Genomic DNA, 24,115 nt, shown 5'->3' with positions numbered 1-24,115 from the left:
AGCTCTCGCGTAAGCCACCCTGACCGCCCTCATGACCGAGGGCGGTTTTTTGTCCTGGCCTGACGGCCTGCTCCCTAAGTCCGATGTGGCGCCAGCTAAGGTCTCGCTTCGGCGCGCACGGCACACACCAACCATTAACACTAACGATTCTCGTTTGTGATATCTTCCGCCGCTCGCTCGCTTGCATGCCCGCCCAGGTGGCTCTATGTCCGGTTCAGATCTCAAGGCGCTTTATCTCGCCCATCGTGAAGAAATTCAGGATTATCTCGACCGCCGCCTGCGCTGCAAGGAAACCGCTGCCGATCTGACGCAGGACACCTTCATTCGCCTGTCCGAACAAATGGGTCGCACGCGCATCGACAACTTCCGCGCTTACCTCTTTTCGGCCGCACGCAACCTGTTCATCGACCACACCCGACGCCAGGAGCATCGTAAAAGCGAGCCGCTGGACATCCAGGACACAGGCAATGTCGGGCGCGACACGCCGACCCTTGAGCAAGCGGCGATTGCCAACCAGCAGTTGGCAAGACTCGACGAGGTGATTCAGAACATGCCCATGCCCTGTCGCGAAGTGTTTGTGCTGGTACGGGTCGAGGGGCTGACCTATGCCGAGATCGGCGAACGCCTCGGCATCTCGCCTAAAACCGCCTACAGCCGCATGGTCAGGGCCCTTGAGCTGTTGAAGCTGGGTATGGCCAAGTGAACGCCATTAGCCCTGTCACGGTTTTGAAGCAGCCGACTTGCTCAAGCAAGGTGGATTACAATCGGCGGCTCGCTGCATTGCCAACTGAACGGGTTGCCTGATGAGCTCCGAACCGCCCTTTCCCGATTCCTGCGCCTCACAGGCTGATGAAGTGACTCATCAGGCAAGCGCCTGGTTTGCCTTGATGCAGGCCGGCGCGCCAACACAGGCGCAGCGTGAAGAGTTGGCCGCCTGGATGGCAGCTGACCCTCGGCATGCGCAAGCCTACGCCGAACTGGAAACGCTCTGGGCGGCCTCGGCGCAGTTGCTGCGCCCTCGTGCACCGGTGGTTCGCCCGCAACTTTCGCGTCGACGCTTCGTCGGTCTGGGCATTGCGGCCAGCGCCGTGGCCGTCACCGCAGGCGCGACCCGCTTCTGGCTCAGCGGCATGAGCTCACCTTTTGCCGATGTACGGACAGCAGTGGGCGAGCGGCGTCTGGTGCACCTGCCGGACGGGTCCAGTGTCGATATGGCAGGCAACACTGCCCTGAACCTGGATTTTTCTCCGACACGGCGCTCGGTGGAGTTGCTTCAGGGCGAGGCGTTTTTCAACGTCGTGCCGAGCGCGGCCGGGGAGTTAAAGGTCAGCACCCAGGCTGGGCAAGTGATGTCGGCCGATGCCGGGTTCTGCCTCTCTTGCACTGGTGACTCAGCCCGGGTGGCGGTCAATCGCAAGGCTGTTCGCGTGACAACGGCCAGCCAGCAGACCGATCTCGAAGAGGGCCTGTCGCTTGACCTCACCGCCAACCGGGCGGGCGCCATCCAGCACGCAGACCTTGAGCAAATACTTGCCTGGCGCAACGGGCGTCTGGTGTTCTTCGACACGCCGCTGCTGACGGTGGTCGATGAACTGCAGCGCTGGCGTGAGGGGCGAATGTTCATCATGGACAAGCAACTGGCGGCACGACGAGTCAGCCTGATCCTCAGTCTTGACCGACCTGAACAAATGCTCGACGTGCTGAGCAAAGCGCTGTCGGTGCGTACCCAGCGCTACACCGACCTGGTGACGCTCATCTATCCCGCCTGAATGCCCTTCAAACGCTGCACGTCTGCTCTTTTTTTCGAAATTCGCAGAAATATTTCATAACGCTGTCAGGAATTTCCATTGCTCGTGCGTCTTAAGCGGACTGATAGGTATTCGCATATTCGTGCATTTTGATAGGAACGTTCTGAATGGCAAGGCAACAGCAACGCGCAACCCCATGCGACTCCCGTTGGCAGCGCAGCGCATTGAGCGCGACATTGGCCTGCACATTGCTGATCGGCACTGTTCAGGCTTACGGGGCATCGTCCCCGGTTGCACCCACTGCTGCGCAGAAGCTGTCGCTGAATATCCCGGCGCAGCAACTGCGCCAGGCGTTGCTGATGTTCAGTCAGCAATCCGGGCAGAACGTGTTGCTGGATGGCAATCTGGACGCAGCGTTACGCAGCAATACGGTGGTTGGCAATTACTCCGCAGAGGATGCATTGGCGAGACTGTTGCAAGGCAGTGGTTACAGCTTTGCACGCACCGACGCGGCTACGTTTTATCTGGTCCCGGTCGCTGCAAATGCCCGAGGCGCCCCGGTCAATCTCGCGGCTACGCAGATCCAGTACCACTCACTGTCAGACGATGCTCCCGGGCAGACCTATCGCGGTAAACCGGCCTCCAGTACCACACGTCTGGGGCTGAGCAACCGGGAAACACCGCAGGCCATTACCACGGTGACTCGCCAGCAAATCGACGACTTCAAGCTCAATAGTGTGAAAGAGGCGTTGCGCAGCGCGCCCTCCGTGACCGTCGAACAGTTCGAGACCGACCGCACCGCCTTCACCTCACGTGGGTTCAACATCGACAACTTCGAATATGACGGCATGGGCATGCCCTTCTCTTCCGGCGTCTTGCTGGGGGATCAGGACCTGGCCGAGTTCGAACAAATCGACGTTCTGCACGGTGCCAACGGATTGATGAGCGGCACGGGCAATCCCTCGGCCACGGTCAATTTCGTGCGCAAACGGCCGACCGACACGTTCCAGGCGAAAATCGACAGCAGCATCGGCTCCTGGGATAAACGTCGAGTGGAGCTCGACGTGTCCGGCCCACTGACCGACAGCGGCAACGTGCGCGGACGCTTCATCTACGCCCACGACAAGGGCAACGCCTATCTTGATCGCTACAGCCATGAGCTGAATCTGGCCTCCGGGCTGCTGGCCTTCGACCTGTCCGACGCCGATACCCTGACCGTGGGCTTCTCTGAGCAACGCAATGACTCCAACGGCAGCACCTGGGGCGCCCTGCCCATCGCCGACTACAACGGCAATCGCATTCACTACAGCAGTCGCAGTTCCAGCATCGGCCAGCCCTGGACCTACTGGAATATCCACACCCAGCGCGCGTTCGCCGAACTGGCACACGATTTGGGCAACGGCTGGAGCGGCAAAATCACCCTCACCGGCGTCAACCAACATCAGGATACGCAGATGCTGTATGCGATCCCGGCCACTGCCGACGATGTCTTCGCCTACATGAACCGCACCACCAGTGTTGAGCACGAAATGACCGGCGAGGCGCAATTGTCCGGGCCTTTCCAGCTGTTTGGCCGCGAGCATGAAATCACCGTAGGCGCCAACTACGGGCGCAGTCGCCACACCGAACGGGGCCATTACAAGGACGCCTCCGGCTATCAACTGGTGAGTCTGGCCGACGCGCTGGCCGGCACCGTGCCGCAACCGGCGTTCGACTACACCGACAGCCTCAACACCCAGCTGCTCACCGACCGCCAGAAAAGCGTGTTCGCCGGTGCGCGTTTCAGCCTGACCGACGACCTGCACTGGATCGCCGGGGCGCGCATGCTCAGCGCCGATGGCAAGGGATTGGGCTACGGCTCGCCCCACGACACCCGCGAGCACGGCAAGGTCACGCCTTATACCGGGCTGGTCTACGACCTCAACTCGCAATGGAGCCTGTATGGCAGCTGGACCGAGATTTTCAAACCCCAGTATTTTCGCAGCACCGCAGGCGGTGTGATCGAACCGCTGCAAGGCAAAAGTATGGAGGTCGGGATCAAGGGCGGTTTGCTCGACGAGCGCCTGACCATGACAGCGGCGCTGTTCAAGACCGAGCAGCAGAACGTGGCGGAAGCGACCGGGCAGATCGTCGGTGGCCAATACGTCTATCAAGGGATGAATTACAAGAGCCACGGCATGGAGCTCGAAGCCTCCGGCCAGGCACTCCCCGGGCTTGAAATGGGTGCCGGATACACCTACGTGAAAATCGAAGACGACAACGGCGACAAGGCCAGACAGTATGTGCCGACCCACAGCCTGCGCGGCAGCGCGACCTATCGCCTGCCCGGGCTGCCCAAGGCGCGCATCGGCACCCGGGTGCAGTGGCAAAGCGGGACCCAGCGGGACACCAACAGTCAAGTGCGGCAAAACGCCTACGCACTGGTCGACCTGATGACCCGCTACGAGATCGACGAGCACTGGAGTACGTCGCTGAACCTGAACAATGTCACCGATCGCAAATACCTGCTGTCGCTGTACCAGGCCGCAGGCTCCACCAACTACGGGGCGCCACGTAATCTCATGGCCTCGGTGAGCTGGACCTATTGATCTGAAAAAAATACGCCGGTCCTGTACGGTCGGCGCTTACCTCCCCTTGCCGTTCAGGCACCGATCAACGAATTCTGGGCTTGGCACTGATCGTGCGGGGAGGGTTAAAAACCAGCTGATCAAAGGCCAGCGATCCGACGCTACAGACTGTTCCTGCCGCACATTGTGTGATATCTACTCGCTCGCTTAATTTGTCATGCAGAGAATTTCAATGTCGTACCGGGCACCTCAGGACCTGGCCCTCAGCCTCGCGCTTTCCGCCGTCCTCGACGCGCAGGTCAGCGCAGGCCATTACTCCAGCGCTGAGGAAGCCCGGTATGCGGCGTTGCGGGTCATGCAGTCTCATGAGACAAGCCAGCGCGATGTCGTAGCCGAAGAACAGGACGAAACTGCGTTATACGATTCGATGGACTTCACCCGGCTGGCCTTGTCGGCAGTGCGCGGGGTGGGTGTATGGACGTACCAGGTGTCCAACGACTGTTTCTATTGCGACGAGGGGATCAGCGAGCTGTACGGCATCGATCCTGTCCAGGGCGCAGCGGGCATCAAACGCCCGGACTTTCTAGCCAATGTGCATCCCGACGATCTGGTGAGCCTGCGCAAAACCATGGCCGGTGGACTGGTGAACAGCGGCGACCTGGAGCTGGAATACCGCATTGTTCATCCCGGTGGCGCAGTGCGCTGGGTCCTGTCGCGAGGCCACACCTACTTCAACAGCGCGGGCGATCCTGTGCGACGTACCGGCGTCGGCGTGGAGATGACCGCCCAGCGGCTACTGGAACAGCAACTGCGGCAAAGTCAGAAAATGGAAGCGGTCGGGCAACTCACTGGAGGCCTGGCTCACGACTTCAATAATTTGCTGACCGGCATCATGGGCAGCCTGGAGATGCTCAGATTGCGCGTCGGTCAAGGCCGGCTGGATCAGATCGAGCGCTACTTCGAGGCCGCCCAGGCAGCTTCTCGACGCGCCGCCGCGCTGACTCACCGCCTGCTGGCGTTTTCTCGACGCCAGGCCCTGGAACCCGTCGCCACCGATGCCAGGCAGTTGGTCAGCGGCATGTTGGAGCTGATCCGCAGCACCATCGGCCCGGAGATCAATATCGACATCCAGAACGAAGCCGATCTGTGGCTGACCCAGGTCGATCCCAATCAACTGGAAAACGCCCTGCTCAACCTGTGCATCAACGCTCGCGACGCGATGGTGCTCGGCGGCACGCTGACCATTCGCACCGGCAACTGCAGCCTGTCGGCCAAAGCAGCAGACGAGCTTGAAGTACCGCCCGGCCAATACCTGACCCTGAGTGTCAGCGACACCGGCAGCGGCATGAGCGGCGATGTGATCGCCCATGCCTTCGACCCGTTCTTTACCACCAAACCCACCGGCAAAGGCACAGGTCTTGGCCTGTCGATGATTTACGGTTTCGTGCGCCAGTCAGGTGGCAGTATCCATATTCAGTCGCGCATGGACGTGGGCACCACCATGACCCTGTACCTGCCTAGATCGACGTTGCACATCGTCACCGATGAAACGCAAGCAGCCCGACCCGAGGCACTGGCCGGGCGCGGCGAAACGGTGCTGGTGATCGACGACGAGCCAACGGTGCGCATGTTGATTTCCGAGGTGCTGGAGGATCTTGGCTATACCATCCTCAAAGCAGCGGACGGCGCCGGTGGGCTGCAGCTGCTGCAATCGAACCGACGGATCGACCTGCTGGTGACCGATGTCGGGCTGCCCGGTGGGCTAAACGGTCGTCAGGTGGCAGATGCCGGGCGCAGTCTGCGGCCCGATCTGAAGGTCCTGTTCATCACGGGTTACGCGCACAACGCGCTTCTTTGGGGAGAAGAACTCGATCCCGGCATGCACTTGTTGACCAAGCCATTTTCCATGGAAGATCTGGCCAGCCGGATCAAGAGCGCCATAGAAAGCTGAACGCCCTCGCCCTACCCCGTTTCGCTCGGGTGGGCGGGCTGGACGCGTCCCTTGTTAACGGCTCGCCGTCTGGGAAACGGTTCAAGGTTGCGGGTCACCAGAGCAATCCGCCGCTGCATCACCGTCCCTGCTCGGTCGTATCAGACGTAATGTTCCAACGCTGGAACTCGGCGTCGAAATCCTCCAGCTTCAACAGCCCCATGCACGAGAACGCGCCGGTCTGCTGCAACTGGTTACGAGCCAGCTTCTGGGCGAGCAACACAGACGCCATGCAAGGGATCTGCGGGCCGTGCCCATCGGGCGCCGTGATCTGCCAGTTCAAGCAGGCCTCTCTGCCATCCTTGAGTACCCCGCACACCTGAACCTTCATCGCCCCCAGGTCGCTGCCAAAGCGATCAAGCATCAGGTTGGAAGCCGTGTCCAGCCGGGCTGCCCAGGCGTTGATCGGCAGCGGCACTCCCAGCCGTCTCAAGGCGGCAGCCAACCAGAGGGCGATGTGCTGGATACGCAGTTCCAGTGCGGCATGGAACTCGACATCGCGTACACCGGGGTAGCGGTCGGGAAAGAGTGCAAGGTCCGGCACGTCGCACGCGGCCCCCCAACGCGAGGACATGCCTTTGAGCGTAAAGCTCTGGATGTCCTGCCAGCCGTATTGCGTGTGCCAGACACCCTCGTTCCAGCGGCGGAACCCCAGGCCTGCGTAGCCAAATACCCCTTGAATGGTCGCGACGCCTCGGGCGGCCTGTTGTCCGGGCGCGATCACGGTCCTGATAGCGTCCAGGCGACTGAAGGACTTGCCGAGATGATCGACCACTGCCGAAGAAAGGCCGGGCACGCTGCTGGCGCCCGACACGGCCAGCACCCCGACGGCCTTTGCCTGCGCATTCATGCTGGCAGGGAAATCTGCGACAAAGTCCCGGCCATCGGCGATGTCCAGATAGTGCGCGCCGGCAGCGCATGCAGCCTTGGCCACACGATAGTCCTGGCCCTGAAACGGACCGGCGCAGTGAATCACCAGACCAGGCGACGCGTCGATGAGGCGCGTTTCAAAATCGCTTGAGTTGATATCCAGCGCGACAGTGGCGACCGCCTTGCCGTCGTCGAACGTATGAACACTTCCCTGCGGCCTGCGACTGGCGGCGACCACCGTCAGACCGGCTACGCCCGCGAGACGCTTGCAGATCCGCGCTCCGAAATTACCCAAACCACCGATAACAATGACGCGCATGGCGTTTCCCTGGCAGATGCTCCGACGGGCAGGGTATAAGGCTGCATGGCGCAGCTCAATGGCCATTAACGTGCACAGCGAAACGTGCACCATGGACTGCGGCTCACCTGATCGTCGCGCCTTCGGTTGAGGCCTGGAGCTGATATCATCCGCACGTTGATCAGATGAGTGAAAGCCATGAACCGCCGTAAAAAGATCAAGCAGTTGCTGGAGGCCCACGCCAAGAAGGCCAGTGCTAAAAAGGCACCACGAAACAAACCCCGGTACATCAGCAAAGCCGAGCGGGCGAAACTGGCGGTTGACGCCGGTGGCGAATCGGTCACCGCTGCCGAAGGCTCTCCTGCTCAGCCCTGATAGCACAGTCCCCGGTCGCACCAGGCCCAAGCATTCTCGCTCGCGCACTCAGCACGCCTGCCAAAAAGGGCAGTGCGCTGCACCACAATCAGTGGAAACGAACGCCATCCCTCGCCGGTCCAAGTGCATACCGCCGCCGCTCTGCTTTTGAAAACCACGCTGAGCGGCACATCGTGCCGTGGGTCAGACCGGAGCCACCGGAATGGTCGCCTGAGGCAGCACGCTTTTTTGACTGTACGGAGAGCTGAATCATGACAACCGCTAAAACCGACACCCCTGTCTGGCTCGTCACTGGCTGCTCGACCGGATTCGGCCGGGAGCTGGCCAAACTGATCATCGACCGCGGCTGGCGCCTTATCGCGACCGCCCGAGACAAATCGCGGGTTGCTGACCTGACTGCAGGCGCCGAAGACCGCGTGCTGGCGCTGGATCTCGACGTGACCAAGGCTGATCAGATCGAAGCAGTCGTTGCGGCGGCCAAGGCGAAATTCGGCCGGATCGATGTGCTGGTCAACAACGCCGGGTATGGCTATCAAAGCACCGTTGAAGAAGGCGTGGAGTCCGAAATTCGCGCTCAGTTCGACGCCAATGTCTTCGGCCTGTTCGCCATCACCCGCGCCGTGCTGCCGATCATGCGCGCGCAAAAAAGTGGCCACATTCTCAACATCACCTCGGTTGCCGGGCTGATTGGTTTTCCGGGGTCTGGCTACTACGCGGCGTCTAAGCATGCGATTGAAGGCTGGTCCGACGCGCTTATCGCAGAAGTGGAACCGCTCGGCATTTCCGTTACCTGCGTCGAGCCGGGGCCGTTTCGTACCGACTGGGCAGGTCGTTCGTTGCGCCAAACCACCACGAAAATTGCCGACTACAAGGAAACCGCAGGCGCGCGGCTGGAGTCGACGAAGAAAAACAGCGGCAGCCAGGCCGGTGATCCGGTGCGTGCCGGTGAGGCCATGATTGCCGTTACCCAAATGGAAAAGCCGCCGCGCCACCTGCCGCTGGGCAAATGGGGGCATGACAACGTGGTGGCTGATCGTCGTAAGCGGCTGGAGCAAATCGAAGGCGTGCGCGAGATAAGCGTCGGGGCTGACTTCCCGAGTTGACCGGCTACAGCAGGCGAGTGATTGAGGCTTCACGCTGAGCGGGCCTCAGTTCACCCGCCGCAAGGCCATGGGCTTGGCGGGTGAATTGATGGGTGCGCCCGGCCCAGCCCACGTGTTCATGTAACACCTGCCCGGGAGGCCTGCGGCTTCGCGATAGCCCGGAGCTGTGTCATGTTGACGTCACACCGATGACGGGACTGCACCATGACTCTGCAACAGCTTCATTACTTCCTCGCCGCCATCGAGCACGGCACATTCTCCAGGGCGGCGGAGAGCCTGCATATTTCGCAACCGTCGCTGTCCGAGCAGATTCTGCGCCTGGAAGAACACCTTGGTACGCACCTCTTTATCCGCACCAATCGGCGGCTGATGTTGACCGAGGCCGGACGTCGGTTGCAACCCTTCGCTCAAGGCATGGTGACGTCTGCCCGGCAGGGCTACGAAGCGGTGCAGGCGGTGCGCGAGCTGTCCGGTGGTGTTGCCAGCTTTGGCACGTTCGGCACAGCACACCATTATTTCCTGACTGACCTGATCGAGCAGTTCCGCACTCTGCACCCGGACATGCGGATCAAAATCGTCGGTTACAACTCCTCAGAGATCGCCGAGCTGGTCAGCCAGGGCGAAATCGAGGCCGGCTTGGTGATGCTGCCGATCAAGCAGCAGAACCTCACCATCACCGAGCCAGTGTGGTCAGCCCAGGTCGGCTATATCAGCGCTGACCCGGAGCGCTTGAAAGGGCCGAAATCGATCAGTGACCTGGCCGTGGCCCCGCTGATTCTGACAGAGGCGCGCTGGAGCACCGGGGATCCCATCCGCCGGCTGCTGGCGCAACTGGCAGCCAAGGGCGGCGAAGTGCTGGACCCGATCATCGAGGTAGAGCACCAGATCACAGGGTTCGAGCTGGCAGCCCGTGGACTGGGCGATGTCATCGCTACCCGGCCGATCCTGCACCAGTTGGGCTTCAACGATCGCCTGGGCTGGGTGCCAATCTCCCCTGCCATCTTCGAGGTGTTCGGCTTCATCCACCGCCACGACACGCCCATTTCACCGCCGACCCGGGTACTGATGAGTCTGATGCGCAGCCACCTGTCGCGGATCCAGAACCAATACGCTCATCTGGAGATGCTCTAGCCATAGGTGATACCTATGGGAAACACAAGGCTTTGCCCATTCATCCAGGCGTATGGCCCAAGGATACTCAAGCTACGGACGCCGACACGGGGCGTCCAACGTTCGAGGAAGGGGAGTCAGAATGTCCAACCACTTGCACTACTGCATCATTGGTGCCGGAGCGGCCGGACTGGCTGCGTTGAAAACCATGACCGACGCCGGGTTGAGCGTGGACTGCTTTGAAAAGTCCCCGAACATCGGCGGCCACTGGAACACCGACTACGACGCGTTGCACCTGATCACCCCCAAAAGCAGCTCCTGCTTCGACGGCTTTCCGATGCCTGCGCACTACCCGGTCTATCCGAGCCGGGATCAAGTCAAGGCGTACATGAACGCCTACGCCGATGCGTTTGGACTGCGCGAGAGGATCACCTTCAATACCGAGGTGCGCCACCTCACCCCGCTCGGTGAAAACGGCGAAGCGGGCTGGCAGGTGATCTTGGCCGATGGCAGCAGCCAGCGCTATGCCGGTGTACTGGTCGCCAACGGCCATTTGTGGGACTGCAAGGTTCCGCCAGTGGGTCGGCATTTTACCGGCGTATCGATTCATTCCGGCGAGTACCGCAACGTGCAGCAGGTCGAAGGTAAGGTGCTGGTGGTCGGCTTCGGTAACTCCGGTTGCGACTTGGCGGTGGATGCCGCGCAGGCACGCCTTGACACCACCATCGCCATCCGCCGTGGCCAGCTGTTCCAGCCCAAGACGCTCTTCGGCCTGCCTCGCGGGGAGTTACCGTTGCTGGGGCAACTGCCGCCAGAACAGCAGAACATGGTCATGAACATGCTGATCATGGCCAGCGTTGGCACCCACAAAAACTACCCTGGATTGCCGGCACCGGAAACCTACGATCTGGATGCACAGCCACCGGTAGTCAATACCTTGCTGCTGTACTGGATTCAGCACGGACGCATCAAGGTCGCTCCAGGCATCGACACCATCGAAGGTAAAACCGTTACGTTCAGCGACGGCAGCCAGGCCGATTACGACACCATCGTCTGGGCCACCGGTTTCAATACCCGCCTGCCGTTCCTCGACGAAAACTGGCTGCAGTGGCGCGATGGCGCACCGCTGCGCACTGCGGCCATGACCCTGCCGACCAATCTGGAAGGCCTGTTTTTCATCGGTCTCGGTGCGCCGCGGGGTCCGCAATGGCCGGTTTATTGCGAGCAAACCAGACTGGTCATGCGCTTTCTCAAACTGCGAGCCAGTGGCATGAAAGGCCTTGCGGCCAAGTTCGCCAGGTTGCAGCCAGCCGAGTCGCGCATCGACATCGTCAAACGCGAATGGCTGGCCAATCATCAGGACACCCTACGCCAACTGGACGTCATGGAACTGGCCCTGGTGCCCGGTAACCCTCTCCCTCAACTGGCTTGATCGGACACTCCCTATGAATACTGCACCGCACTCCAGCGTCATCGTCACCGGCACGTCGTCGGGTATGGGTCAAGCCGTCGCGCAACGTTTTCAGGAAGAAGGCTGGCATGTCGTGGCCGTCGACATAACGCCCGATCAGCAAGCCGCCAGCCCCCTGTTGTCCCCTGTGACGGGCGATATCACATGCGAGCAAACATTGGGCAGCGCCATTGATGCCGCTCTGAGCGGCAAAGCGCCGCTGCGTTCCATCGTTAACGCTGCTGGGGTTTTTCCAACCTCATCCCTGGAAAGCTACAGCGAAGCGTTGTACCGAAAAATCTTCAATATCAACGTGCTGGGCTCATTGAACATCGCGCGCATCGGCACCCGCCATCTGAAAGCGTCCGGGGGCGGCTCCATTGTATTTTTTGCCTCAGTCGATGCATTCACCGTGTCCAGGAATCAACTGCTGTACAGCGCTTCAAAAGCGGCCGTGGTGTCCATGACACGCTCGCTGGCCATTGAACTGGCCGAGCACAACATCGTGGTCAATGCCGTAGCACCCGGCTGGGTCGACACGGCAGGTACCCGGGCCGGCGGGCGTATCGATGCAGCCATTGAGTCCATTCCACTCAAACGGGCAGCGCGCGTTGAAGAGATTGCCGACTGGGTATGGCAATTGAGCAGCAAGCCGTCTTACGTCACTGGCGAATCGCTGTGTATCGCTGGTGGTGTGTTTATGCGCTGACCTCCAAACAGGCCCCACGCGCCAGACGTGGGCCTGTTTCCCGCTCCTTTGACTGCTGCCTTACTACAACTACTACAGAGGGCAATATCATGGGCGAACTCCACGCTACCGCTGTTCCTGAATTTTCCAGCGACTGTACGCCAGCCGAGCCAACACGCAGACCGCTGTCAAAAGCCGTCATCGGCGTGACCCTGGGCAACATGGTCGAATGGTTCGACTTCGCGCTGTATTCATCGCTGGCCGGTATCATCGGCAAAACCTTTTTCCATGACGACAACCCCACCGCTCAGTTGATGGCGATCTACGCCACCTTTGCCGCGGGGTTTCTGATCAGGCCGCTGGGAAGTCTGATCTTTGGTCCCATCGGTGACAAATACGGCAGGCGCACGGCATTGTCGCTGAGCATTTCGCTGATGGCCGTCGCGACCTTCGCCATCGCATTGATCCCCGGCTACGCCAGCATCGGTGTGGCGGCGCCGATCCTGCTGATCCTGATGAGGTTGCTCCAAGGCCTGTCGACAGGTGGCGAATACGGAGGCTCCTGCACCTTCATTGCTGAACATGCGCCAGACAAACGTCGCAGTTTTTTCACCAGCTGGCTTGAGTTCGGCAACATCTCGGGGTTCCTGCTCGGCGGGGCCATCGTCAGCATGTTTACCCTCGCCCTCGGCGATCAGGCAATGGCCGAGTGGGGCTGGCGTGTACCGTTCGCCCTCGGCGGCCTGCTAGGGCTCATTGCCCTTTACCTGCGACTGGGCCTGGAAGAGACCCCGGTGTTCAAAGAGATCCGCAACAACGAAGCCCTGCACACATCTTCAGCAGGCGAAAAAAACCGCCTGTTCCGTCTGATGGTCAGCGAGTGGCCCCAGATGCTCAAGTGCATGGGCCTGGTGACCGTTTTCAACGTTACCTACTACATCGTTCTCGGCTACATCCCCGGCTACCTGGAAAACGTGCTGGGCTACAGCAACAGTTTCGCCCTCTCCATGGGGCTGGCAGCCACGTTGTTCATGCTGGTACTGATTCCCGTGTCGGGCCATCTGGCCGATCATCTCGGGCGCAAACGCATGATCCTCTGTGGCTGCGTATTACTGATCGTGATGGCATTTCCCTGCTTCATGCTGCTGCACACCGGCAAGGTCGGTTTTCTGTTCGTCGCGCTGCTGACACTGACCCTGGCTCAGTTATTTTTCGAAGGTGCGATGCCCGCGACGCTGACCTCGCTGTTCAGCGCCCGCGTGCGCTACAGCGCCTTGGCCATCAGCTACAACATCGCAGTATCACTGTTCGGCGGCACCGCGCCGCTGATCAATACGTGGCTGATCTCGGCGACCGGCAATCAGATGATTCCGGCCTGGTACCTGATCGCCGGCGCCGTGGTCGGCCTGATATCGATCCTGTTCATTAAGGATTCCACCGGCAAACCCCTCCCAAAATGAGACACGACATGAACAGCAAAACTGCATCCCGGCAAAACATCTCTTCAGGCGGCCAGTACGAGTCAGTGTTCGGTTACTCGCGCGCAGTGCGCGTGGGCAATCACTTGCACATTTCCGGTACATGCGCTTCCCCCGATTATGAACACAGCAATGCCTATGAGCAGGCGCAGGCTATCCTCGTCACCGTCAACAAGGTTCTGGCTGAAGCGCACATGAGCGTGGAAGACGTGGTACGTACGGTGGTTTACCTACGCGATATCAACGATGCAACGCTGGTTGCCCAGGCCCATAGCGAAGTGTTCGACGGCATTCGCCCGGCCAGCAGCCTGATCCAGGTGGACTCGATGCTGCGCCCATGGCAGAAAGTCGAAATCGAGGCCTATGCCATCGTTGATGACTGAAACGCTCGTGAGGCCACAAAAAAAAGCCGCGACACTGTCGCGGTGCTTTTGTAACTACCCCTTTAATCAGCAACTTCGTTTAGCCCTCACACCGCACGTTGCCTTCAGCAAAGAATGCACACAACGCATTGGCCACTTCAGCCGGGGCTTGCTCAGCCATATGGTGCCCGCTGTCGATCCCTGCACCGGTGACGGGCTGCCCGGCCCAGGGTTGCCACACGGCGAGGACATCGCCATAGAGTTTTTCCAGGTCATCCCTTAGCGACCAGATAACGTGCACCGGGCATTGCAGTTTGCGTCCGGCCTGCCTGTCGTCGCGACCATGCACAGGGTCCAGCAGCAGGCCGGCACGGTAGTCGCCGAGCATCCCTTTGACGGTCTCGGGATCATGGATCGCGGCCTGGAAATCCTCGTAGTTGCCTGAGCCCAGGTCCTCTTCGCGTCCTTGATACCATGCTTGGGGATCAGCGAGGATGGCACGCTCTGGCTTGTCGGGCTGGGCATAGAAAAACCAGTGCCACCAGAGCGAAGCGAATTGCACGTCACAGCGTTCAAGCGCCTCCAGAATAGGCACGCCGTCCATGATCGCCAGTTTCAATACCCGCAATGGATGATCCATAGCGGTACGAAATGCCGTGTAGCTACCGCGGTCGTGGCCCGCCAGATAAAACCTGTCGAACCCGAAGTGGTCCATGAGCGCTATGCAATCACGCCCTTTGGCCCTCTTCGATGACCCTTCGTGATCAGGAGCATCCAGCGGTTTGCTGGACTGGCCGAACCCCCTCAGGTCGGGGCATATTACCGTGAACGAGCGTGCCAGCAACGGCGCCACCTTGTGCCAGGTCGTATGCGTTCGGGGATGTCCATGAAGCAGCAGCAATGGAGGGCCTGAACCACCGTAGCGTACCCGCAATGTGGCTTCGGGCAACGCGATCATTTCCAGCCGAAAACCTTCGAACATATCCCTTCCTCCGCCAGGCCCTGAAAGCATAAGGTCTCCCGCCGCCGGGAGAGTTGCACCAGGCGCCATGGGTGAGCATTCCGTCAACTCCCCGGCATGGCGATATTCCTCGCCGCTCAGGAGAGCGACTACGTGGTTGCCCTACCTGCCGTCGACGCAGGGAATTGGATGAGTTCATCGATGGCCATCAAGATGCATCAGGTTAAACAGTGAATCGTTCATGCTCGCGGCACACGGCAACGCTATTGCTGGCGGTATTGGCGAGGCGTCATGCCCGTGTGTCGCCGGAACACCTGGGCAAAATGCCCGGGGCTGTCGTATCCCACCTCAAGGGAAATTTCGATGATGCTCAGCCTGGTCGTCGACAACAGCTGACGAGCCTTGGCCAGCCTCAGCTGAATGAAATACTGCGAAGGCGAGTACCCCGTCGACTGACGGAACAGGCGGCTGAAGTAGAAATCACTCAGCCCCGCTTCCGCCGCTAGCGCCGAGAGACTGAAGTGGCTGCCCAGCAACCCATTCATCCGCTCCAGCACGCGATGCAGTCGGTAGGCTGGCAGCGCGTTACGGTGTTTAAGACCTGTGCGGTCATCACGGTAATGGCGAACCAGATAGACGGCCAGCGCCTGAGCAATGCCATCGACATACAGCGTATTGGGCTCCCGGCCCTCGACGAGTTCCTTGTGGAGAAAACGCACAAGCTGTGCCACATGCCGATCCTTAGCCCCCGATACATCGAGCAAACGCAGTCCCTTTGCCACACCCGCCCAGACACTGTGTGCCGCCACGTCCAGCAGACGCTGGCTCAAGTACAGGTGCACCACGCGGAATTCGGCGCCTTCACGTGTCTGCCACTGCATCTCATAAGGCTCATGGGTCATGGTGAGAAAAAAGTCGTCGGCCACTACGTCAGTCCCGCTCCAGGCCTGTCCGAGCGCACGTTCCTGCACCCGGGCACCGCCTGACAACACCAGAACAAGCATCGGCTCCGCGACCGCTGGTACCAACAGGCTGCTTGACGCACTGCGATGGGTGTAGACCTGCATCTGCACATCCGGATGCATCAGGCGAGCCGCGCATTCATAGGACTCCTCGGGCAGATGGTCAGGCATCTGCTGAGCGGAGATCCGCTGCAGGGGCTGAGCTTTTTCAATCGGCTCGGGTGTCTTCATGGGTAGGTTGATATCCGCTAAGCAACATCCGCATCGGTAGCGAATTTGGCGCTCAGTATCAAAAAAAGGCAAGAACACGACAGTACAGCAAGCGCACGCCAGCCTCTGAAAATCGCAGAGTGCACAGTAGGCACTCGCTCAGGCGCACAAGCGCCCTTCCCTGCTTCAACACGAGGAATACAAGCATGCCTTCTCCCCAGGAATTCGCTGGAAAAGTGGTTCTGATCACCGGTGCGGCGAGCGGCATTGGCCGAGCAGTCGCACTGCTCATGCATTCAAGAGGTGCGCACATAGTCGCCGAGGACAAAAGCCTGACGGTCGAGGAGCTGGCTCGTCCGGGTCTTGTGCCGCTGGTCGCCGACATCACCGAGGACGGCGCAGCCGAACGGGCCGTTGCTACAGCCATCGAGCATTTCGGCCGACTGGATATTCTGGTCAACAATGCCGGGATCATCATCAACAAACCGGTCATTGACATGACACGAGAGGAGTGGGAGCGGGTGCAAAACGTCAACGTTACCGCAGCGTTTCTGCACGCTCGCGAAGCCGTAAAGGCGATGATACCCAACCGCTCAGGTGCCATCGTCAACATCGCGTCCTACGCGGCGTATCAGGCATTCCCGACGATCGCTGCGTATGCGGCTTCAAAGGGCGCTCTAGCCCAACTGACACGTACATTGGCGCTGGAGGCGATTGACTACGGCATTCGGGTCAACGCGGTGGGCTCAGGAGATGCCGTGACCAATATTCTCAATGATGTCGTCGATGACGGCCCCGCCTTCCTCGCCGACCATGGCAGGAGCACACCGATCAAACGCGCGGCCCAGCCCAATGAAATAGCCGAAGTGGTAGCGTTCCTGGCATCGAGCCGGGCTTCTTATCTGGTGGGCTCGGTGGTCATGGCAGATGGCGGGATGAGCGTCACCGCCGGTTGATGCCCCGGCGGGCCGCACATTTCGGTGGCCGTCCCAAACGGCTGTCTGCGTTGCCCTTGCCACCTTGAACGAAAGGGCCGCACACGTTGCGCCGCGAACACAAGTGTCGCGGCGCTCGATTCAACATCGACCTTGATCCAGGTGGAGCCCGGCACGGGGGTGGCCGATATACTGTGCACGCTGCAATACATGCGACAACCCGGCATTGCTCATTCCGCCGTGACGTCTTCCGGTGGCTTGGCGCGATGGGCCTTGGGGGCCGTCAAAATCTGTATTTCCCGCAGCGCATCTGGTCCTGCCCAATCACTCAACGACAGGCCCTTTCTCCGCGACTTCGCTGACCAACAGCATGCTTTGCGGTGACGACAAGGCGATGCCCAACTCGCGCAGGCGTCCGAGCACGGTGAACAGCAGATCACTGCGGGCTCCGCCTACCGAACGCGGGCTGTTGACGAAGCCGCTGACGCTGATGATGACGCCGGTGGTGGTCAGGTCCTTGAACGACACCGAGGGTGCCGGCGTGTCGAGGATGGCGTCATGCTCGGTGAAGGCTTTCAACAGCAGATCGCGTATCCGCAATACGTCGGTGTCCAGCGGCAAGGTCAGGGTAATGCCGACCACACCCAGGGCGTTGCCCATGGTCACGTTACGTACGTTTTGGGTAATGAATTGCGAGTTAGGGACGATCACTGTGGAGCGGTCGGACATCTGGATTTCCGTGGCGCGTACATTGATGCGGCGGATATCCCCCTCCACACCGGCCAGGCTGACCCAGTCGCCTACCTTCACCGGCCGCTCGGTGAGCAGAATAAGGCCGGAAATGAAGTTCTGAACGATGGCTTGCAGGCCGAAACCAATCCCCACCGATAGCGCACTGACGACCCAGGTCAGGTTGGTCAGGCTGATGTGCAGCGTCGACATCACCACGATAGCGAGCAGGACTACGCCGATGTAACCGACCAACGTCACCAGCGATGCGCGCATCCCGGCATCCATGTTGGTTTCCGGCAGCAGACGTTCGCCAAGCCAATCCTTCAACACCCGAATGCCCAGCATCCCGACGATGAGAAGCGCGACGGCCAGAAGAATATCGCCGGGTACGATGTTCAACCCGCCCAAAGGCTTGCTGCCAAAATCCAGTTGCGTGAAGCCTTCGAGCAATTCGCCCGGACTGGAACCGGACGGCATGAAGGCAAGCAGGATCGCAGTGAACAACAGCACGGTCCGGCCAATCCCCGCCAGGATGGTGCTGGCCTGCGCCTGGTGGCGTGCGGAAAGGCCAAGCGCAGCGCCCAGCGCCATTCCGCCCGGTTGTTTGGGCGATAGAAGGCCCTCGCAGATATCGCCAAAGAAGGCGATCAGCAGATAGGTCGTGGCCGCCACCACGCTCATCCAGAGCAGCTTGACCGTGAGGAAATAAGCCAGCGTGAGGTATCCACTCAGCAGCGCCAGCAAACTCAGCCCCACCCAAGCGGCGACCACGAAGGGAATGAGCCCTGCGGATCCGGGCAGGCGTTCCAGACGATGACGGCGTCGGGTTCGGCGGTAACGCAGCAAGGCGAACAGGAACACCAGTGAAACGGCCAACGCTGTCAGGCCGTTCACGGCAACCGTCAGCGCCAGACTGCTGGCAATGACGCTGTTGATTCGCTCCTGAGTCCCGATGACCACCAGCGCCAGCGCCAGCGCCACGGGGAAATGACCGATGGCTTCGGCGATCTGGTCAGGGATCTGCGGTAAACGCCAGGACGGGTGAGAACGCATCAATAGCGCACGCCCGAGGCCGACGATAAAGGCGCAGAAGATAATCAGCGTCTGCATCTGGTCGAGCAGGTTGAGCACATCTGTACTTAGCGCGGCATTGCTCTCGATGCTCCACCGCAGCAAGGAAGTGGCTGCGCCGATGGTGAGGACGGTCGACAGCCCGACGGTCAGCGCCAGTGCGCTTCGACGAAGACGGCCTTCGGGCAGCCAGCGAACCGTCAGCCAGATCAGCAACTGCTCCAGCAGGCGCCGACCCACCACCCAGATGAATACCGCCCCGACGACGACGCAAAAGAAGAAAAAGCGCTTGCCCGGTGCCAGGACCGTCAGGACGGCACTCTTCACATCGTTGAACAGGCCGTGCAGACGCCCCAGATCATCGTCGGTCGGACGGATCATCGTAGACCAGAACACCGAACTGAGCGGGCTGGCCGAGCGGGTGGTGATCTGCGAATCGAACAGACTGCGGCGCAAACTGAAGATCTGCGTGGCCAGATCACGTGCCGATTGACTGAGTGTGTTGGTCTGGCGTGCAGCGTCGGCCAGCGCGTTCTTCTGCGTTGTCATCGCCTTGCGCTGGCTGCTGATGCCTTGTGATTCGTCAGGCTGAACCGGGCCAAGAATATTCAGTTGATCGTTCAGGTGTTCAATGGTGACGGCTTGCTGGGCAGCGAGGACATCCGCCTGTTTCTGCACCTGCAGCGCTGCCTGGCGCAAATCCGATAATAGGTCATCATTGGCTTTTACCGTGACCTTCTGCCGGATCTGATCGAGTTGTTCGGTGAGGTCTTCAAGAGTCGGGCCATCGACTGGCGCGTCCAGCGTCACGGGATCGGCACTCGCCGCTGGGCTCGATTCGGCAGTCGCCGGCAACGTGATGCACAGTGCCATTAGCACCAGCAATCCGGCAAAAAAGCGTTTGAGCATGACGTGCTGCATTCCTGTCACCTGTCTGGGGGCGGCTGGGCGATGCCAGCCTGCTTCTGGATGCGTGTTGACTCGAACGCCAGTCTAGTGAAATTTGCCGGCGGTAAGTAGACCCGTCGCTCAGGAAGCCTGAGCCTGAGTCTGCTGCGCCGACAAGGGCAAGCCGAAGACCTTGTCGAAGATCAGGTTGAACGTGAAGGTGTAGACCAGGAAGAACATCACCAGACCCACGTTCAACACCAGAGCGTCCAGCAGCGGAACATGCAGCGCATAGGCAAACAACGGAACCAGCACCCCGAGCAGCCCGGTTTCAAACCCGATGGCATGCAACGCCCTGCGAAACAGAGTACGGGTGCGGTCGGCACGGCGCGCTTCCCAGTATTCAAACGCACTGTTCCAGCAAAGGTTCCACAGCATGGCAACAGTCGAGCAGGCAACCGCCAGCCCACCGGAAAGGCTGGTATCGTGGCCCAGGGCCGTCAGAATGAGGGTGTTGAATGCAACTGCGATCAGCTCGAAAGATGTAACGAAAACCAGCTTGCGTTTGACGCCTTGCATTGCCAATGCCTCATGAAGCGACTTTTGAATGGCCGCCCACTATGGCCAAAAACTGACCGTTCGGCCAGTAATGAAGCGATGGTTTCTCCATCTATCGGCGTTAACGGCCGATGCTCGCGGCCCATGATGCCCGCGGTTGTCTCACACTAGGACAGGCATTCCAACCAGCCTCTGCAACTCTCGATGCGCTCTCAACCGCGGAGCAGCCGAGCAAGTTGACGAGCCGCATGCCTGGCCTCAACGCGGCTCAGTGCCGCGAAACCCAGCACAAAAGCCGGTTCGAGAGTTCTGTCCAGCCTGATTCTGATCTTCGTACTGATCAAGTTTCTGGTATCGGGGACTTATGCCGTGACCGCTAAAACCATGGCCGACAGGCTGGCCAGACCCGGTGCGGCGCGCTGGGGCAAACGGCTCACCGGGCTTGTGTTAATAGCCTTTGGGGTGGTGATGGGGGCCAATGCGCTGGTCGAATGATCTACGCTGTGACCGTCATCAACAGAGGTTTACAGCATGGAGAGTCAGGTTCGTCCGGCAACAAGCGACGATGCAGCAGCGATCAGCCGCGTGATCATCGCCGCTTTGCGAGAGTCCAATTCCCGGGATTACCCACCCGACGTCATTGCACAGGTCGAGGAAAACTTCACGCCTGAAGCGGTCAGCGCGTTACTTGTCAAACGTACGGTTTTCGTAGCCGTACTACAGGGAAGCCTGATCGCGACGGCCAGTCTTGACGGGCACGTCGTCAGAAGCGTGTTCGTTGACCCCGCGCATCAGGGCAGCGGCACCGGCAGGCAATTGATGGAAGTCATTCACGTTGCAGCGGCGAATGCCCAGATCAACGCAGTGCGGGTGCCGTCCTCCATCACGGCACAGGGCTTTTATGCCAGGTTGGGTTATCTGAAGATCCGCGACGAACACCATGGGTCTGAGCGCACCGTCGTTATGGAAAAGCAGTTAGGCGATTAGCCTGACTGTCCGCGTGCTGGCGCCAGCGCGATGGGAAGAGACATCAAAACAATAAGTCTGCGCGTATGTGGTTAACCGTGCCGATGAGCAGGCAGCAAACAAACAAACAGAACTCTGACAGCGAATGACAGCCCCGGCATGGCGACCTCTGCAGTCATGATCGACCTCCTGCGTTCTGACGGAATCGACCGACTCGTTAAACAAAAAATCGCTCAATAATCGTCGCAACAGCCTGCCCCGAGGACGTCAGGGCCGTATCGATGCTGAACGGGACGTTATCCCATTCTTCATATTCATGGTTCAGTACGGACTGCCAGGTGGGTGGATTCAGGCCAGGGATATCAATCTGTCGGGTGTCGACCCGGCGCCGATGCTCGTGCTCGTCGGAGCAAATGATCTGGATATTCACTAACGCAACACCGGAGCGCGCCGAGATATCGCTCCACGCCCTTCGGCTTTCGCTTACCGGGTTCACGCAGTCAACGATCACCGTGCTACCCAAGCGAAGATTACTCAGGGCAAGTTCATTGGCTGCCATGTACCCACTACGTCCCACGTCGTGTGCCAGCACGCCGGAGTTTCTGATGGCCTGCTAGAACCGGCCCAACGCGTTCGCCATGACCGGGTTGGCGGATCGGTTACGTGATCACGGCTGTGACGGGCTGGTGATCACCGGCATGAAAACTCAGTACTGCGTTGACAGCACGGTTCGCGCTGCCCGTGACGCGGGTTTCGATGCGGTGCTGATCGCCGACGCCCATAGCTGCTCCGACACGCCGGTATCGAAGGCTGAGGAAATAATTGCCCATCACAATGCGACCTTGGCGGGCCTTCTGCAGGGTGGTTCGAGCGCAGGATTGGGCATTCTGATGGCCTCATTTGATCGACCCGCTTGTGGGTCGATCATCTTGCCTGCGAGCGACAACTGCCGGGCGCGCCCTGGAGCTATCGGAGTAACCCGAGCAGCCAGTGCGACCCCGTCCCGTTCGCTGGCGTTTCACTGCGACGATTCTGAATGCGTGCCTTGCTGACAAAATGGTTAAACCTCTGTAGTTCAACTGAGGTCTGAGATCCACGAGCCGCCTCTGTTGTTTGCACCCGGACGGCCAGTCGCACACAGTCACGACCTGAAAAACGGAGCGATGCATGAAACAGATTCTGGCGGGCGTACTTCAGACTACCTACCTGGAAACCGGGCCTGCGGCTGGACCGGTGGTCGTGCTGCTGCACGGATTTCCCTACGACATCCACGCTTTCGACGAAGTATCCAGACGGCTGGCCGATGAAGGATGCCGATGCATCGTTCCGTATCTGCGTGGGTATGGACCGACCCGGTTCATTGACCCGACGACCCTTCGGTCCGGCCAACAGGCAGCACTCGGTGCGGACCTGCTGGCGCTGCTGGATGCCCTGAACATTCAGCGTGCAGTGTTGGCAGGCTACGATTGGGGCGGACGTGCCGCTTGCGTGGTGGCAGCCCTGTGGCCGGAACGGGTGATCGGCCTGGTGAGTGGCGACCCCGGCTATAACATCCAGCACATTGCCAGCGCCAACGCACCGTCCGCCCCCGAGGCCGAGCGCCGCCTCTGGTATCAGTACTACCTGCATGGCGAACGCGGCTACGCAGGATTGAGCGCTACCCGCAATGACTTCTGCCGGCTGCTCTGGGAGCTGTGGTCGCCCAGCTGGACATTCAGCGACGCCACCTACGCGGCGACGGCACCGTCGTTTATCAACCCTGATTTCGTCGACGTCGTGACACATTCGTACCGCCACCGCTTCGGCCTCGTCGAGGGCGATCCTCGCTATGCCGCCATCGAGCAGAAGCTGGCGCAAAGCCCGCCCATCTCCGTGCCGACGGTTATCTTGAGCGGCGCCGACGACGGCGTCTCGTCCAAACGTGATGACGCCGCAGCTATCAGCGGTTTCAGCGGGCCGGTGCGCAGGCAGGTGCTGGCTGGCGTAGGCCACAACATCTCGCAAGAGGCGCCGGTCGAGTTCACCCGGGCGGTGCTTGATCTGCTCGATAAGTGAAGCGTCGGCGCTTCAAATGGAGCGCTGGTTGACGCGCCCTGAAAGCTCCGTGGCGGACTCCTTGCGCTCGGAATAGCGATCAACCAGATAATCCTGACGGTCTCTCAACAACAGCGTGAATTTCATCAACTCTTCCATGACATCGACCAGGCGATCGTAGTACGCCGAGGGTTTCATACGGCCAAGTTCATCGAACTCGGCAAATGCTTTGGGGACAGATGACTGGTTAGGGATGGTGAACATCCTCATCCATCGGCCCAGTACGCGCAGTTGATTGACCACATTGAACGACTGCGAGCCGCCGCAGACCTGCATGACCGCAAGCGTCTTGCCCTGTGTCGGTCGAACGGCACCCATGGCCAGCGGCACCCAATCGATCTGCGCCTTGAACACGGCCGTCATCGACCCGTGTCGTTCGGGCGAGCACCAGACCTGCCCTTCAGACCACTGCATCCACTCGCGCAGTTCGGTGACCTTGGGATGAGTGTCGGGCGCATCATCTGGCAGCGGTAAACCTGAAGGGTCGAAGATTCGTGTTTCTGCACCCATTTCGTCAAGCAGGCGAGCGGCCTCCTGCGTGACCAGCCGGCTGAACGAGCGCTCGCGGGTCGACCCATACAGCAGAAGCATACGCGGCTTGTGAGCCGACGGGGTGCGCGGAGTCAGCCGCTCAAGTGACGGGATTTCAATCAATTCAGGACGCACGTTCAGTAGCGAGTCTTGCATACCTACTCCTTC

Annotated in this window: 21 protein-coding genes and 2 pseudogenes; 16 read left to right on the top strand and 7 right to left on the bottom strand. The window is 60.2% G+C overall.

Translation table 11 applies throughout. The features are described 5' to 3' along the window. Positions 1-205: 205 nt before the first annotated feature. The 4 genes from EC915_RS02150 to EC915_RS02135 all read left to right on the top strand — a co-directional run bounded on the left by EC915_RS02150 (position 206) and on the right by EC915_RS02135 (position 6,266). A complete protein-coding gene (locus tag EC915_RS02150; RefSeq protein WP_133748875.1) occupies positions 206-703 on the top strand; it encodes an RNA polymerase sigma factor in 498 nt (165 codons plus the stop codon). Between the two features lie 100 nt (positions 704-803). Next, entirely contained in the window at positions 804-1,769 is a 966-nt protein-coding gene (locus tag EC915_RS02145) for a FecR domain-containing protein (RefSeq protein WP_133748874.1), read from the top strand. A 146-nt stretch (positions 1,770-1,915) separates the two neighbouring features. Further along, positions 1,916-4,336 (top strand): TonB-dependent receptor, encoded by a 2,421-nt coding sequence (locus EC915_RS02140; RefSeq protein ID WP_133748873.1) that lies wholly within the window; start codon positions 1,916-1,918, stop codon positions 4,334-4,336. Positions 4,337-4,547: 211 nt separating this feature from the next. Further along, positions 4,548-6,266, top strand: coding sequence for an ATP-binding protein (locus tag EC915_RS02135; protein WP_166650898.1), 1,719 nt, complete (start codon positions 4,548-4,550; stop codon positions 6,264-6,266). Between the two features lie 118 nt (positions 6,267-6,384). Here EC915_RS02135 and EC915_RS02130 read toward each other — a convergent pair whose 3' ends face one another. Beyond that, complete coding sequence (locus EC915_RS02130; RefSeq protein ID WP_133748871.1) at positions 6,385-7,494, bottom strand: saccharopine dehydrogenase family protein; 1,110 nt, start codon at positions 7,492-7,494, stop codon at positions 6,385-6,387. A gap of 177 nt (positions 7,495-7,671) precedes the next feature. Between EC915_RS02130 and EC915_RS02125 the strand changes: the two genes are divergently transcribed. From EC915_RS02125 to EC915_RS02095, 7 genes are all read left to right on the top strand, one after another. Next, entirely contained in the window at positions 7,672-7,848 is a 177-nt protein-coding gene (locus EC915_RS02125) for a DUF2986 domain-containing protein (protein ID WP_133748870.1), read from the top strand. Positions 7,849-8,099: 251 nt separating this feature from the next. Continuing rightward, positions 8,100-8,951, top strand: a complete 852-nt coding sequence (locus tag EC915_RS02120; RefSeq protein ID WP_133748869.1) for an oxidoreductase — start codon at positions 8,100-8,102, stop codon at positions 8,949-8,951. A gap of 204 nt (positions 8,952-9,155) precedes the next feature. Then, positions 9,156-10,082 (top strand): LysR family transcriptional regulator, encoded by a 927-nt coding sequence (locus EC915_RS02115; protein WP_133748868.1) that lies wholly within the window; start codon positions 9,156-9,158, stop codon positions 10,080-10,082. A gap of 121 nt (positions 10,083-10,203) precedes the next feature. Beyond that, positions 10,204-11,493, top strand: coding sequence for an NAD(P)/FAD-dependent oxidoreductase (locus tag EC915_RS02110; RefSeq protein WP_133748867.1), 1,290 nt, complete (start codon positions 10,204-10,206; stop codon positions 11,491-11,493). A gap of 13 nt (positions 11,494-11,506) precedes the next feature. Next, a complete protein-coding gene (locus EC915_RS02105) occupies positions 11,507-12,220 on the top strand; it encodes an SDR family NAD(P)-dependent oxidoreductase (RefSeq protein WP_133748866.1) in 714 nt (237 codons plus the stop codon). 89 nt (positions 12,221-12,309) lie between these two features. Further along, positions 12,310-13,659, top strand: coding sequence for an MFS transporter (locus EC915_RS02100; RefSeq protein WP_133748865.1), 1,350 nt, complete (start codon positions 12,310-12,312; stop codon positions 13,657-13,659). 8 nt (positions 13,660-13,667) lie between these two features. Then, positions 13,668-14,060 (top strand): Rid family hydrolase, encoded by a 393-nt coding sequence (locus tag EC915_RS02095; RefSeq protein WP_133748864.1) that lies wholly within the window; start codon positions 13,668-13,670, stop codon positions 14,058-14,060. A 79-nt stretch (positions 14,061-14,139) separates the two neighbouring features. On the opposite strand, the gene EC915_RS02090 is transcribed toward EC915_RS02095, so the two are convergent. Together EC915_RS02090 and EC915_RS02085 are read right to left on the bottom strand one after the other, a co-directional pair. Beyond that, positions 14,140-15,021: an alpha/beta fold hydrolase gene (locus EC915_RS02090; RefSeq protein ID WP_133748863.1), complete on the bottom strand. Its 882-nt coding sequence runs from the start codon at positions 15,019-15,021 to the stop codon at positions 14,140-14,142. Between the two features lie 242 nt (positions 15,022-15,263). Further along, positions 15,264-16,193, bottom strand: a complete 930-nt coding sequence (locus EC915_RS02085; protein ID WP_256658628.1) for an AraC family transcriptional regulator — start codon at positions 16,191-16,193, stop codon at positions 15,264-15,266. A 185-nt stretch (positions 16,194-16,378) separates the two neighbouring features. On the opposite strand from EC915_RS02085, the gene EC915_RS02080 reads away from it, so the two are divergent. After that, positions 16,379-17,128, top strand: coding sequence for an SDR family NAD(P)-dependent oxidoreductase (locus EC915_RS02080; RefSeq protein ID WP_133748862.1), 750 nt, complete (start codon positions 16,379-16,381; stop codon positions 17,126-17,128). Between the two features lie 303 nt (positions 17,129-17,431). Here the strand turns inward: EC915_RS02080 and EC915_RS02075 are convergent, their stop codons facing one another. Further along, positions 17,432-19,831: a DUF3772 domain-containing protein gene (locus EC915_RS02075; RefSeq protein WP_133748861.1), complete on the bottom strand. Its 2,400-nt coding sequence runs from the start codon at positions 19,829-19,831 to the stop codon at positions 17,432-17,434. 108 nt (positions 19,832-19,939) lie between these two features. Further along, positions 19,940-20,377, bottom strand: a complete 438-nt coding sequence (locus EC915_RS02070; RefSeq protein WP_133748860.1) for a PACE efflux transporter — start codon at positions 20,375-20,377, stop codon at positions 19,940-19,942. A 348-nt stretch (positions 20,378-20,725) separates the two neighbouring features. Here EC915_RS02070 and EC915_RS25085 point away from each other — a divergent pair, with 348 nt between their 5' ends. Both EC915_RS25085 and EC915_RS02065 read left to right on the top strand, forming a co-directional pair. Continuing rightward, positions 20,726-20,851, top strand: coding sequence for a hypothetical protein (locus tag EC915_RS25085; RefSeq protein ID WP_256658627.1), 126 nt, complete (start codon positions 20,726-20,728; stop codon positions 20,849-20,851). Between the two features lie 36 nt (positions 20,852-20,887). Beyond that, a complete protein-coding gene (locus EC915_RS02065; RefSeq protein ID WP_133748859.1) occupies positions 20,888-21,343 on the top strand; it encodes a GNAT family N-acetyltransferase in 456 nt (151 codons plus the stop codon). 196 nt (positions 21,344-21,539) lie between these two features. On the opposite strand, the pseudogene EC915_RS02060 reads toward EC915_RS02065, so the two are convergent. Further along, positions 21,540-21,935 (bottom strand): annotated as a pseudogene (locus EC915_RS02060) (kinase); the annotation flags it as partial. 4 nt (positions 21,936-21,939) lie between these two features. On the opposite strand from EC915_RS02060, the pseudogene EC915_RS02055 reads away from it, so the two are divergent. Together EC915_RS02055 and EC915_RS02050 are read left to right on the top strand one after the other, a co-directional pair. Further along, positions 21,940-22,213: pseudogene (locus tag EC915_RS02055) on the top strand (isochorismatase family protein); the annotation flags it as partial. A gap of 276 nt (positions 22,214-22,489) precedes the next feature. Further along, complete coding sequence (locus EC915_RS02050) at positions 22,490-23,377, top strand: alpha/beta fold hydrolase (RefSeq protein WP_133748858.1); 888 nt, start codon at positions 22,490-22,492, stop codon at positions 23,375-23,377. A 12-nt stretch (positions 23,378-23,389) separates the two neighbouring features. Here the strand turns inward: EC915_RS02050 and arsH are convergent, their stop codons facing one another. Continuing rightward, positions 23,390-24,103, bottom strand: coding sequence for an arsenical resistance protein ArsH (gene arsH, locus EC915_RS02045; RefSeq protein WP_133748857.1), 714 nt, complete (start codon positions 24,101-24,103; stop codon positions 23,390-23,392). Positions 24,104-24,115 lie beyond the last annotated feature (12 nt).

Source organism: Pseudomonas sp. LP_7_YM (genome assembly GCF_004364435.1).
Classification (GTDB): domain Bacteria; phylum Pseudomonadota; class Gammaproteobacteria; order Pseudomonadales; family Pseudomonadaceae; genus Aquipseudomonas.
This window is presented reverse-complemented; position numbering and strand designations above follow the sequence as displayed.

Coding starts and splice junctions, on each gene's coding strand:
- EC915_RS02120 (WP_133748869.1), top strand. CDS start 8,100: ATGACAACCGCTAAAACCGACACCCCTGTCTGGCTCGTCACTGGCTGC.
- arsH (WP_133748857.1), bottom strand. CDS start 24,103: ATGCAAGACTCGCTACTGAACGTGCGTCCTGAATTGATTGAAATCCCG.
- EC915_RS02090 (WP_133748863.1), bottom strand. CDS start 15,021: ATGTTCGAAGGTTTTCGGCTGGAAATGATCGCGTTGCCCGAAGCCACA.
- EC915_RS02150 (WP_133748875.1), top strand. CDS start 206: ATGTCCGGTTCAGATCTCAAGGCGCTTTATCTCGCCCATCGTGAAGAA.
- EC915_RS02115 (WP_133748868.1), top strand. CDS start 9,156: ATGACTCTGCAACAGCTTCATTACTTCCTCGCCGCCATCGAGCACGGC.
- EC915_RS02070 (WP_133748860.1), bottom strand. CDS start 20,377: ATGCAAGGCGTCAAACGCAAGCTGGTTTTCGTTACATCTTTCGAGCTG.
- EC915_RS02085 (WP_256658628.1), bottom strand. CDS start 16,193: ATGAAGACACCCGAGCCGATTGAAAAAGCTCAGCCCCTGCAGCGGATC.
- EC915_RS02095 (WP_133748864.1), top strand. CDS start 13,668: ATGAACAGCAAAACTGCATCCCGGCAAAACATCTCTTCAGGCGGCCAG.
- EC915_RS02125 (WP_133748870.1), top strand. CDS start 7,672: ATGAACCGCCGTAAAAAGATCAAGCAGTTGCTGGAGGCCCACGCCAAG.
- EC915_RS02065 (WP_133748859.1), top strand. CDS start 20,888: ATGGAGAGTCAGGTTCGTCCGGCAACAAGCGACGATGCAGCAGCGATC.
- EC915_RS02130 (WP_133748871.1), bottom strand. CDS start 7,494: ATGCGCGTCATTGTTATCGGTGGTTTGGGTAATTTCGGAGCGCGGATC.
- EC915_RS02145 (WP_133748874.1), top strand. CDS start 804: ATGAGCTCCGAACCGCCCTTTCCCGATTCCTGCGCCTCACAGGCTGAT.
- EC915_RS02105 (WP_133748866.1), top strand. CDS start 11,507: ATGAATACTGCACCGCACTCCAGCGTCATCGTCACCGGCACGTCGTCG.
- EC915_RS02135 (WP_166650898.1), top strand. CDS start 4,548: ATGTCGTACCGGGCACCTCAGGACCTGGCCCTCAGCCTCGCGCTTTCC.
- EC915_RS02050 (WP_133748858.1), top strand. CDS start 22,490: ATGAAACAGATTCTGGCGGGCGTACTTCAGACTACCTACCTGGAAACC.
- EC915_RS02100 (WP_133748865.1), top strand. CDS start 12,310: ATGGGCGAACTCCACGCTACCGCTGTTCCTGAATTTTCCAGCGACTGT.
- EC915_RS02080 (WP_133748862.1), top strand. CDS start 16,379: ATGCCTTCTCCCCAGGAATTCGCTGGAAAAGTGGTTCTGATCACCGGT.
- EC915_RS02140 (WP_133748873.1), top strand. CDS start 1,916: ATGGCAAGGCAACAGCAACGCGCAACCCCATGCGACTCCCGTTGGCAG.
- EC915_RS02110 (WP_133748867.1), top strand. CDS start 10,204: ATGTCCAACCACTTGCACTACTGCATCATTGGTGCCGGAGCGGCCGGA.
- EC915_RS02075 (WP_133748861.1), bottom strand. CDS start 19,831: ATGCAGCACGTCATGCTCAAACGCTTTTTTGCCGGATTGCTGGTGCTA.